At 57.6% G+C, this 11853-nt stretch carries 8 protein-coding genes; all 8 read right to left on the bottom strand.

What is annotated here, in order from left to right:
- The gene (gene nit1 / locus QZQ97_RS18410) at positions 1-861 is read right to left on the bottom strand and encodes a deaminated glutathione amidase (RefSeq protein ID WP_311994627.1); all 861 of its coding nucleotides are present in this window, start codon (positions 859-861) and stop codon (positions 1-3) included.
- Complete coding sequence (gene yhdP, locus QZQ97_RS18405; RefSeq protein ID WP_311994626.1) at positions 858-4670, bottom strand: AsmA2 domain-containing protein YhdP; 3813 nt, start codon at positions 4668-4670, stop codon at positions 858-860. Before yhdP ends, nit1 begins: the two co-directional genes overlap by 4 nt.
- 95 nt (positions 4671-4765) lie before the next feature.
- Complete coding sequence (gene rng, locus QZQ97_RS18400) at positions 4766-6235, bottom strand: ribonuclease G (RefSeq protein ID WP_311994625.1); 1470 nt, start codon at positions 6233-6235, stop codon at positions 4766-4768.
- Positions 6236-6273: 38 nt separating this feature from the next.
- Positions 6274-6858 (bottom strand): Maf family protein, encoded by a 585-nt coding sequence (locus QZQ97_RS18395; RefSeq protein WP_311994624.1) that lies wholly within the window; start codon positions 6856-6858, stop codon positions 6274-6276.
- Positions 6859-6866: 8 nt separating this feature from the next.
- Complete coding sequence (mreD, locus tag QZQ97_RS18390; RefSeq protein WP_065506653.1) at positions 6867-7355, bottom strand: rod shape-determining protein MreD; 489 nt, start codon at positions 7353-7355, stop codon at positions 6867-6869.
- The gene (gene mreC / locus QZQ97_RS18385; RefSeq protein WP_311994623.1) at positions 7352-8356 is read right to left on the bottom strand and encodes a rod shape-determining protein MreC; all 1005 of its coding nucleotides are present in this window, start codon (positions 8354-8356) and stop codon (positions 7352-7354) included. The genes mreD and mreC overlap by 4 nt, the downstream gene beginning before the upstream one ends.
- 94 nt (positions 8357-8450) lie before the next feature.
- Positions 8451-9494: a rod shape-determining protein MreB gene (gene mreB / locus QZQ97_RS18380; protein WP_126485560.1), complete on the bottom strand. Its 1044-nt coding sequence runs from the start codon at positions 9492-9494 to the stop codon at positions 8451-8453.
- A gap of 412 nt (positions 9495-9906) precedes the next feature.
- Positions 9907-11838, bottom strand: coding sequence for an RNase E specificity factor CsrD (csrD, locus tag QZQ97_RS18375; RefSeq protein ID WP_311994622.1), 1932 nt, complete (start codon positions 11836-11838; stop codon positions 9907-9909).
- Between the last annotated feature and the right edge of the window lie 15 nt (positions 11839-11853).

Below are 11853 nucleotides of genomic sequence, written 5' to 3'. Positions count from 1 at the left end.
TCACTCTTTATTGGAGGAGGTTTTTTCAAACGGCGCCGTCAGCGACGTCTGGAATCTGTTGTGTTGCAATACCGGCATTTGCGCACGAATGGTGTTGAGGCCGGCAGTGTCGACCCGTACTTTCAACGCCGAAACCGCATCCGGGTTTTCGGCCAGCACCTTACCCCAACCGTCCACCGCCAACGAGTGGCCCCAGGTGCGGCGGGTCGGGCCGTGGCTGCCAACCTGCGCCGGCGCCAGGATCACGCACTGGTTTTCAATCGCCCTTGCGCGCAGCAGAATTTCCCAATGCGCCTCGCCGGTCACGCGGGTAAAGGCGGCCGGCACGGAAATCAGTTCCGCACCCTGTGCGCGCAGCGCCTGGTACAGGGCCGGGAAGCGCAGATCGTAGCATATCGTCATGCCAAGACGGCCGACCGGCGTATCCACCACGGTCAACTGCTGGCCATGTTGGTAAGTGTCTGATTCCCGATAATGGCCGTGGGAGTCGTTAATGTCCACGTCGAACATATGCAGCTTGTCGTAGCGCGCCCGGATTTCACCCTGGTCGTCAAACAGCAGGCTGCTGGTGGTGATCAGCGCAGGATTTTCGCGGCTGATCAACGGCATCGAGCCGACCAGCAACCATACGCCATAGCGCCGCGCCAGCTCACGCACCGCCTGCTGCAACGGGCCATCGCCCTGCGCTTCCGCATGCTGGCGATAAGCGGCAGAGTTGGCGAACAGCAGCGCGTTCTCCGGTGTCATGACCAGTTTTACCCCGGCATTGAGCTGCTTGATCTGCTGTTCAATCTGGGCCAGGTTATCGCGCACCCGATCGCCACTGCACAACTGTAACAACGCAACGTTAGCATTTCTCATGACGCCTTATTCTCCTTTGGCTTACGCAACACCTCGTTAATTTTCGGCTGATCCAGGCTGCCGCTGATGTGATAGCGAATCAGCGAGATCTTGTTCCACAGCGGCGCCAACACTTTGGAGGCGGCAAATACCGCCGCACCGACGATCGGGTTGATCACGAACGCCGTCGCCACGCCGACCGTGGCTGAGATCTCCGGCGCCACCACCGCTTCCATATCAATACGCCGACGCGCCAGATCAATCTGGCCATTCATGGCGATGTCCGCCGCCAGCCCGTCAACCAAAAGATTGTCGGTATGCATTATGCCATCTTTCATCCACGCGGTACTGCGGATGGAGTCAAAGTAGAAGCCCTTACCGAAGGTATCACTGAAATCAAACTGCAGCTTGCGTAACAGCGCATCGAAACTCACCAAACGCAGCAACTGGCCGGCACGACCGCCGCCGATGCTGTCGATCTCACCCTTGCCCATTTTAATCGTCAACGCACCGCTGAGCGTGTCCACCTGAGGTTTCCACGGCTGGCCACGCCAGTACAGGTCGAAATCGACATCGTAAGGCGCTCCCTTCAGCGGGGTGGTGATACCAAAGAAGGCGGCGGTTTCGTCGATTTTGCCGCCCAGCAACTTGCCTTTCAGCGAACTGCGCTCTTCCTGCGCGTTTTGCTTCCACAGGCCGCTGGCGGTCATGCGCCCTTTGCCGGTATCGATCAGCCCATGCGTAAGCAGAAGGGTATCGCCCTGATTGGCCAGATCGGCTTCGACCTTGCCGAGGTTCTGCCCCATCACCCAACACGACTTGCAGCGCAACATCAACGACGGCCAGTCACGGAAGGACACTTTATCCGCAGCGGCCAACGGGTTGGTCGCCGCCGGGGCGCTCTTGTCCGCGCCAAACTGCGGGTTGTAATAGAGGTAGTTGATGTCCGCACGCCATGGTCCGCGATCCGCGACCCGCAGGCTGCCGTCAACTTCATCGCCCTTGGCGCTGACCAGCGTGCCACCCAGCTGTTTCTCCGCCGTCAGTTGCAGCTTGTGCCATGCCTGGCCGCCCAACATCAATTGCGGCGTTTTCAGCGCCACGGTGGTCGGGAAATTAAAACCGCCCACCTGGCCTGAACCACCGCCTTGTTTTATCGCAGGCGCCAACAGCGCCAGCCATTTCTCACCGTCCAACGGCGGCAGGTTCAGCGTCAACGAGGGGCTGCCCGGCAACGGCGGCGTAGCGCCGGCGTCGGTTTGCCATGCGGCGCGCGCCAGCGTCACCTGCTTTTTGGCAAAGATCCATTCGCTGTTGAACCGGTTTTGCTTGCCTGCGCTACCGGTCAACATGAAGCCATTCAGGCCGCCCTTCACCTTAACGCTCAATGGCAAAGGCTCACCCGCCGGTTTATCCAGCGGTGACGGTAAGTGACTGCTTACTTTTCTGAGGTCGGCATCGAGCCCGATGTCATAGCTGGCCGCGCCCTGATGTGGCAGGACGATCGCAATCTGGCTCTGCCAGGGCGCGCTGCCGCTCAGCGCGTCACTCACTTCCTGCGGTATGCCGGGGAATTTGGCCGGCAACCAATCAGCTTTCAGACCAACATTGACCTTATAGTCACTTTTGCCCTCTTGGGTGGTGAAATTCACCGCCACTGGCTGCCCGAACCAGTTAGCCGACAGCGTGTCGCTTGTCAGGTTGCCGTTATCGAAGCGGAATTTGCCGCTGACCTTCTTCAGTTCGCTTTCAATCGGCTTCACCAGCAGCGAATTGTTGTTCAGCGCGACCTCACCCTGCGCACGCACCTGCTCGCCGTTCAAGGGAATATCGAGATGTAAGCGCCCACTGACATTGCCGCCAATCTGCAGCTCATCCAGGGCGGAACCGAGCGAATCATGCAACGGAGTCTGGTTAAAATAGTTATGGATCTCTGCGCCTTCGCCCGCCACGTCGGCGTCAATCAGCAAGCGTTCTTTCAGGTAGTCCGGAATGACCGCCGTAATATTCTTGCCGTCCACCTTGCCCAATTTGGTTTGCGGAGCATTCATCCACAACCCCTGGTTGGCAAAGTCGAGATCAATCGCCAGATCGGTCAGCGCCGGCCAGCCTGGCTGGAACTGGAAGGTAGAATGACGCAGCGGCACAAACACTTCAAACTGCCCTTCGTTCTTGCGATAAGGGAAATGTTGCGGATCGCCGGCGTAAATCAGCGTGGCGTTATCCACCTGGCCGCCCTGAATGGCACCGCCAAGATAATCCACCAGGTGCTTGCCCATCAGCGGTTCGGGGAAGTAACGCCAGGCGTCCGCCCCATCATACAAACGAATACCGGCCAAAATGCTCAGCCAGGGGTCGCCTTTCGCCGGCTGCTGGTAGCGGAAATCGCCGTTAACCCACAGCGATTTTGCCTTCACATCCAGGTTCTTGCTGGCCAATTCCCAGCCCTGATCGTTGTAAAGCCAAGTCAGGGCCCCGCGTGCGCTGCTGACTTCCAGCGGTGCGCGGAACATGTCGCCGTAAGGCAAGGTGCTGTCGTTGAGACCCAATGTCAGGCGGCCATTCTCCACGCCGCCGCTCAGCGCACCGGAGAAGTGATTAACCCCCGGCAACAGTTTCCAGTGTTGCCAACTGACATCCTGCCAGCGGGCCTGGAAGCGGGTTTTTTCCGGTTGCTTCAGCGGGATGTCGAGCGCCAGCGCATTGAGTTTGCCCTGCGGCTGTAAATCGTTCCAGCGCTCCAATACGTCCGGGCTGAGGAATGAGAACGTGGGCAACAACGCCGCCAGCCGCTCAAGCTGAATATCGGTGGCGCGAACGCGCAATTCTTCGTTCTGCCCCGGCCCCATAAATTCGGTATTTTCCGGCAACCACAGCGCAGAAAGCCTGCCCTGCGGCCAGACCTTGCCGTCGGTTTGCAACCTGAGCTGTGGCACGTCAACCCGCCAGCCATTGCCCTGACGGTTGAGCGCCAGTGCCAGGTTATCCACGTCCAACCGGTGCTGTTCTGTTCCCACGTTCCAGTTAGCCGCGCCTTGTTTCAGCAATGCGTTGCCGCCGGCTATATCGCCGTTTTTAATCTGCAGCCAGGCCGCCAGGCTGAAATCCGCGCTCTCCAGGCCGGTATTGGCGCGCAGCCAGCGGGTAAACCACGGCTTCATGTCAATGTTGTCGGCCTGCATATAGATCGTACCGGTATTTAATAACCCCTGGTTATCGCGCAGATCCATACGCAGCTGCACCACACCGTGCTGGCCATTCAGCGTCGACAGGCTAAGTTGCCCTTCGGCACGGTGGCGATCGCGGCCATTAAGCCAGGTGAGCTGTGGGATTTCGAATTCGGCGCGTGCGCCGGAAGGCGTGAGAAAAGAGACCCGGCTGTCGCGCAGATCAAAATGATCGAGTTGGTGCAGCATCAGATCGCTGATTTTGCCCGGTTCGATGGTGTTGCCCTTATGATCATCGCCACCCAGCGTGGTGTTCATATCGAGCTGGAATTGATAAAAGGTGAGATCGCGAAACTGCCAGCGCCAATGCAGCAACGACTGCCACACGTCCAGCGCCAGCGTAACGCGTTCGATGTGCAAATTGCTCTTGGGCAGAGTGGCGCGCACGTTACGCATTTCAAGCTGCGGGCCGAAGGTTTCCCAACTCCCTTGCATGAAATCGACCTGGACAGGCACGCCGGTGAGGCTTGCCACTTTTTCCAGCACTTGAGGGCGGTACTTGTTCAGCTCAGGCAGTGCCAGACGCAGCCCGCTGATCAGTAACGCCACAACAACAACCAGAGTGGCGCCTGTTGCTAACAAAATCCCAGGCAGTCGCCTCACGCAGTTCTCCTTGCTTCCGCTGCCTGGCAACGGGAATATCTCGACTGTTCGTCCTCACCCTACCTCGGGGTGAGGTATGGAGTGAGGGCCAACGATCACATCATGACAACGTCAAACTGTTCCTGGCTGTACAAGGGTTCGATCTGCACCTTGACTTGTTTGCCAACGAAGATTTCCACTTCGGCCAGCGCATGCGATTCTTCGCTTTTCAGCGCTTCGCCAACCGCCGCAGAGGCGTATACCAGGAAACGATCGGAATCGTAAGCATGGTGTACACGCACAATTTCACGCAAAATTTCGTAGCAGACGGTTTCCACCGTTTTCACGGTGCCGCGCCCATTACAGGTAGGACAATCGTGACACAGCACATGTTCAATGCTTTCGCGCGTGCGTTTACGCGTCATTTCCACTAAGCCTAGCTGAGAGAAGCCGTTGATCGTGGTTTTTACCCGATCTTTACTCAACGCCTGCTCCAGCGAATGCAGTACCCGGCGGCGATGCTCGTCATTGTTCATGTCGATGAAGTCAATGATGATAATACCGCCCAGGTTGCGCAACCGCAGCTGGCGGGCAATGGCCTGCGTCGCTTCGACATTGGTATTGAAAATGGTTTCGTCGAGGTTGCGGTGGCCGACAAAGGCGCCGGTGTTGATATCCACTGTGGTCATCGCCTCGGTCTGATCGATGATCAGGTAACCGCCGGATTTCAGCTCCACCTTGCGCTCCAGCGCCCGCTGGACTTCGTTTTCGACATCGTACAGGTCGAAGATCGGTTGGCTGCCGGTGTACAACTCCAGCTTGTCGGTGATGTCCGGAATGTATTCGCCGGTAAATTCCACCAGTTGATCGTGAGTCTGGCGCGAATCAATGCGGATCCGATCCAACGCCGCACCGGCGAAATCGCGCAGAATGCGGTGCGCCAACGCCAGTTCACCGTACAATTTGTATTTGGTCTGATTGCGCTTTTTGCGCTCCATGACCTTGATCCACAGGCGCTTGAGGAATGCGGCGTCTTGCGACAGCTCTTCTTCGCCGATGCCTTCCGCCGCCGTGCGGATGATAAAACCGCCCAGCTCGTCGCAGTAGGCGGCTACGGCCTTTTTCAACCGCTCGCGCTCGGCTTCGCTTTCAATGCGCTGTGAAACGCCAACGTGCGCCGCCCCCGGCATGAACACCAGATAACGCGAAGGCAGGGTAATATCGGTGGTCAGGCGCGCGCCTTTGGTGCCAAGGGGATCTTTCACCACCTGCACCATCAGATCCTGCCCCTGGCGCACCAGTTCGGCGATATCGCGCACGTGGAAATTCTTCTGCTCGTCACCGGCGACGCATTCGGTGTGCGGCATGATATCGGAGGCGTGCAGGAAGGCGGCCTTGTCCAGGCCGATATCGACGAATGCTGCCTGCATGCCGGGCAAGACGCGGCTTACGCGCCCTTTATAAATATTGCCGACGATGCCGCGTTTGGATTCGCGCTCGATGTGGATCTCTTGCAGGATGCCGCCATCAATATAGGCAACCCGCGTTTCAGACGGTGTGATATTAACCAGTAGCTCAGCTGTCATGCCTTCTCCTCAGAGCCGGTCGATAATGGCAGCGCCCATCAACCGGTTCTTACATCACGTAATGCGACAAAATGACTGAGCAGCTCATGTGTTTCGACCAGCGGCAAGCCCATCACCGCGTGATAACTCCCGGTTATCGTTCTGACGAAACAACCACCCTTTCCTTGAATTCCGTAGGCGCCCGCTTTATCCATCGGCTCGCCCGTTGCAATATAGTCGCAGATATCCTGGTGTGACAGGTTGCGGAACGTCACGTCTGTCACCACCAGCTGGCACAAAACGTCCTGGCTATCGGCGATCGCCACTGCGGTCATCACCTGATGCTGCTTGCCCGAAAGCACCGCCAGCATTTCTGCCGCATGCGCTGCGTCGCGCGGTTTTTCCAACACTCGGCCATTGAGTACCACAATGGTATCCGCGCCCAGCACCGGCCAATCCTGCTGCGCCAGCGCCACGCCGGCTTTGGCCTTGTCCTGCGCCAGACGGCGCACATAGGCTTCTGCGGCTTCCCCTTCCTGACGCTGCTCTTCGGTATCCGTCAGGATAATTTCAAACGGAACGCCCAGCAGGGTCAGTAATTCACGTCGACGCGGAGAGCCGGAGGCCAGATAAAGCGAAGTCATTGCAATCCTCATTGTACGGCGAACTGACGGCGGATTTTGCGCATCAGCAGGAACAACCACGGCCACAGAATGCCGTTAACCACACTACTCCAGAACACCTCTGGGCGGAAAGAGACGTTGATCACTAAAAACTCGGCCCAGAACACCACAACGTCCATCGCCAGGGATAACAGCACGACGATCAGCGCCTGTTGCCATAGCGCCATGTTGCGGAACAGCTGGAATTTGAACGCCACCAGGTAGGCGATGATGCCCAACGCCAGCGCGCGCACGCCCAGCGTGGAGCCGAGGATCAGATCCATAACCAGCCCCAGCACGAAGCCGGTGCCGACGTTCACCCGGTGTGGCAACGCCATCACCCAGTAAATCAGGATCAACGCCAGCCAGGACGGCCGGAACATATAAATTTGCTCCGGCCACGGCATGATTTGCAGCACCAGCGCCACCAAAAATGATAGCCAGATTATCCAGCGCCCGTTGCTGCGGTAGCGGTTCATTGTGCGACTCCCGCAGCCGGTGCGGTGGCCTGCGGCGCAGCGGCGCCGGTTGCCGCTGCAGGCAGCGACGGTTGCGGCCCCATGGCGTCTGCCGGCGGCAGCACCTGCGGCATCATCTGCATCAGGCGCTCATTGGCGACACGGTGAACTTCATCGGGCGGCAGCGGCATATCGCCATTGCGATCGGCGCCCCAAAGCAGCAGCAGGTAGCGCAAACGTTGCAGACCCGCGGTTGGCCGCGCCTGGATCACGGTATAGGCGCGCTGGTTATCCACTTTAACCGAGGAGACCACCGCTACCGGATACCCTTCCGGGAAACGGCCGCCCAGGCCTGAAGTCACCAGCACGTCCCCTGCGCGGATGTCGGTATTGTTCGGCAGATGCTCGAGCTGTAAATCGTCGGCGCAACCGCTGCCTGCGGCAATCACGCGGATATCGTTGCGCAGCACCTGAATCGGCAGCGCGTGAGAGGCGTCGCAAATCAGCAGCACGCGGCTGGTGACCTTCGCCACCGCCACCACCTGGCCGACCACGCCTTTATCGCTGATCACCGGCTGGCCTTCATAAACCCCGTTGTCCGAGCCTTTGTCGATCACCACTTGATCGCTATAAGGGTCGGAGCCGGTGGAGATCACCTGGGTGACCATTTTGTGTTCATCCTGGCGCAGCGGCGAGCCTAACAGCTCACGCAAGCGGGCGTTTTCCTGCTTGAATTGGCCAAGAAGAAGAATATCGCTGTTTTTCAGCAGCAGTTCCTGCCGCAGAGCTCGGTTTTCCAGCTCCAGCTGTTGGCGGGTAGCCAGCGTTTCTGAAACGCCGTCCAAAACTTTACGTGGCCCATTGGCCAAAAAATAGAAAGGGCTGACGGCCGTGTCCATGTAGGTGCGAATTTTCACGAACGTACCGAGACGGCTATCGGCAACGATCAGGCCAATGGCCGCAATCACCGCCAAAAAAAGTCGGAGTTGCAGGGAAGGCCCCCTGCTAAAAATCGGCTTCATAAATTATGCGAGTTCCTCGACAACAGAAAGAGGAACCGTACCTGATTTTCGCTTTGCGCAGTCATCCGATACGATTCCTCCTTCCTGGGGCTGACTATTCTTCGCTGAACAAATCGCCGCCATGCATGTCGATCATTTCCAACGCCTTGCCGCCGCCGCGGGCTACGCAGGTCAGCGGATCTTCTGCCACGACTACCGGAATGCCGGTTTCTTCCATCAGCAGGCGATCCAGATTGCGCAGCAGTGCGCCACCACCGGTCAACACCATGCCGCGTTCGGAAATGTCAGAGGCCAGCTCCGGCGGACACTGTTCCAGCGCCACCATCACCGCGCTGACGATGCCGGTCAACGGCTCCTGCAGCGCTTCGAGGATTTCATTGGAGTTCAGGGTAAAGCCGCGTGGCACGCCCTCAGCCAGATTACGGCCGCGAACTTCGATTTCCAGCACTTCATCGCCTGGATAAGCTGAGCCGATTTCGTGCTTGATGCGTTCAGCAGTGGCTTCACCAATCAGCGAGCCATAGTTACGACGCACATAATTAATGATGGCTTCGTCGAAACGATCGCCACCGATACGTACGGAAGAGGAGTACACCACACCGTTCAGTGAGATCACCGCCACTTCAGTAGTACCGCCACCGATATCCACAACCATTGAACCGGTCGCTTCCGATACCGGCAAGCCTGCACCGATTGCCGCAGCCATCGGTTCTTCAATCAGAAACACCTCACGCGCACCGGCCCCTTGGGCGGATTCGCGAATGGCGCGGCGTTCAACCTGAGTTGCGCCAACCGGTACGCACACCAGCACACGCGGACTTGGTCGCATGAAGCTGTTGCTGTGAACCTGTTTGATAAAGTGCTGCAGCATTTTTTCGGTCACGAAGAAATCGGCGATCACGCCGTCTTTCATCGGGCGAATAGCCGCGATATTGCCAGGCGTACGGCCCAGCATCTGTTTGGCGTCATGACCCACGGCCGCAACGCTCTTGGGTGAACCGGCACGATCCTGGCGAATGGCAACCACCGACGGTTCGTTCAGTACAATGCCTTGCCCTTTAACATAAATCAGGGTATTGGCGGTACCCAAGTCGATGGACAAGTCATTGGAAAACATGCCACGAAATTTCTTAAACATAACTAAAGGATAATCCTGCAAGCTGGGGGCGGAAAATAAAATCCGCCTACTTTACCAACCACACGAAGCAGCGACAAGGCGCAAAAATGTTCTACTTCGGTGAAAAATAGTCTGTATTGTTTCTGCTCGAATGCACGAAAATTGGATGAGGCCTGAATTCCCTGAACAAAGGCTCAGTTTACCACCCTGTCAGCGCACGAAACGGCGTAACACAGCTCATAAAATCTAACATATTCCCTGATTGACGCGGGTGGTAAGCACCCACCAACGTACAACAGAAAAGGGCTGACAAGAGCCTATATCAAATAGGCGTTCTTGTCGCAGGCAGTTTGAGGATAATCCCAAAATGACAGATAAAATAGCCCAGATGAATTGGCGCTCATTCTACGTCAATTTTTGCCCGGCATTCAGGTTAAACACGATAACGGCGCGAATATTTTTTACGCCCCACGTCTATCGGCTCCGGCGGCGCAAAAAAGTCGCCCTGCCCGCCAAGAATCCCACGTTCTTTCAGCGTCTGCCATTCGTTGTTCGTCCGCACGCTGGCGGCAAACACCTTGGCGCTGGTGCCTTCGCAGGCGCCGGTCAGGCTCTGCACGAACAGCTGATTTTCATCACGCTTATCAATCCCACGCACTAAACCAGGGTGGAGTTTGACGATCTCCACCGGTAAGGACTTGATATAGGAGGCACTGACCACGGTTAATCCCGCCTGAGAAACGGCAAGACGGCACCCCAATCCTGAAAGCAATCTCAGCACCGGGCGCAAACGGTCGATATGTTGACACACATCTGCCTCTGCAAGTTCAATCAGAATTCGTCGACGGTGACTTTTTTCACATTGGAGCAGGGTATCGCGCAACCAGCGCTGGAAACTGCGCTGCAATAATGAATCTACACACAGCGTAAATGCCAGCGTCTCTTCCGGCCACAGCGCCAGCAGGGGAAGGATACGGCTGATATGCTGGCGATCGTAACTTTCAGCCAGCCCCAACTGCTGTACCAGCGGCATATATTCAGATGGCAACAGCTCTTGGGTTCCATCATAAATCCGACTCATGATCTCACGGTGATGAACATCCCCCTCCACCGTTACCGCCGGTTTTTGATACAGGCGCGGACCACCCCGCACCAGCACCTGCTCCAGCAGGGTGCGCCATTTGACGCTGCCGCGCCCCTTTTCAGGCACCTGGCTGTCGTAAACGTACCAGCCGTTTCCTCCCTGTAACGTGGCGTGTCGCGTTGCCTGCTCCGCGTAATCAATCACCTGTTCCGGGGTTTGTCCGCTGCGATACGCCACGATGCCGATATGCAAGAACGCCTCGCGATCGATTAGCGCCGTTGAAGGCAGTGCGTCAATGGCATTCACCAGCTGCGTGGCGATGCCGTCCGCCTCTTTCAGCGTACGGTGCGGCAACAATACGGTGAAGTCGCTGTGGAAATAACGCGCCAGCAACGCTGCCGGATAGCGCATCACGAAAGTCGACAGCAGATTGACCAGCGAGTACATCAGTTCCTGCACCGCGTTGTTGCCGTGGGTTTCCCGCAGCGTATCGAAGTCGGGTAACCGCACCATCATGACAATACCGTGCGAGCCTTCCTCCTCCAACTGAGTCGCCAGTTGGTTATCAAAAAACAATCGGTTGTTCAGCCCGGTTTTGGCGTCCTGCGCGGCAAAGGCACGGATCAGCGTATCGACCCGGCTACGCTCTTCGCGCGCTTCCGCCAGATCCGCCAGCAGGCGATCAAGCGCACCGCTGACGTTCGCCGGCCATTCGCGCACATCGCCCTGCATCACACTCTCTCGTTCGCCGTTCAGAATGCGCCGCGCACGGCGTTCCAGCCGATCCTCTCCCTCGGCCTGTTCACGCAGCCAGCGCAGGCTGAACAGCAAAATCACCAGCATCACGACGATCGACAGCGTGACGACGCCGGTGGACTGCAACGAACGCACGTCGCTGGCGAACGGATCGATATAGGTGATGTTAAGCGAACTGCCGGGGTGCTGCAGCAGAGGCCGGGAGACCTGACGGTAGCCGTTCAGCGAATCCCAGGGCAGCTTCAAAGTCGGCAGTTTATAGGTGAGGAGATTGGTGCGGCCGCTATCGACGCTGACGGCCACGATACCGAGCGGACGCATCACCAGCGGCAACCATTGTTGCTGTTCATCTGGGGGTCCCTGCAGCATTGACTGATCGAGCGACGTCACCAGCGAATCGAAGCGGCGCTCCAGGCGATCCTGAGTAACGTAGAAAAAACTGTATGAACACCCCATCAGCATCAAAAACATCGCCAGTGCAACAAGCAGGGTGATCAACGTAGACAGCTTCGTGGTAAATCGCATCCCTGTGCCCTGTCC

This window comes from Serratia sp. root2, from assembly GCF_031931805.1.
Lineage (GTDB): Bacteria > Pseudomonadota > Gammaproteobacteria > Enterobacterales > Enterobacteriaceae > Serratia > Serratia inhibens.
This window is presented reverse-complemented; position numbering and strand designations above follow the sequence as displayed.

Excerpts from the sequence above, each read along its gene's own strand:
- nit1 (WP_311994627.1), bottom strand. The coding sequence starts at position 861 with ATGAGAAATGCTAACGTTGCGTTGTTACAGTTGTGCAGTGGCGATCGG.
- rng (WP_311994625.1), bottom strand. The coding sequence starts at position 6,235 with ATGACAGCTGAGCTACTGGTTAATATCACACCGTCTGAAACGCGGGTT.
- QZQ97_RS18395 (WP_311994624.1), bottom strand. The coding sequence starts at position 6,858 with ATGACTTCGCTTTATCTGGCCTCCGGCTCTCCGCGTCGACGTGAATTA.
- mreD (WP_065506653.1), bottom strand. The coding sequence starts at position 7,355 with ATGAACCGCTACCGCAGCAACGGGCGCTGGATAATCTGGCTATCATTT.
- mreC (WP_311994623.1), bottom strand. The coding sequence starts at position 8,356 with ATGAAGCCGATTTTTAGCAGGGGGCCTTCCCTGCAACTCCGACTTTTT.
- mreB (WP_126485560.1), bottom strand. The coding sequence starts at position 9,494 with ATGTTTAAGAAATTTCGTGGCATGTTTTCCAATGACTTGTCCATCGAC.
- csrD (WP_311994622.1), bottom strand. The coding sequence starts at position 11,838 with ATGCGATTTACCACGAAGCTGTCTACGTTGATCACCCTGCTTGTTGCA.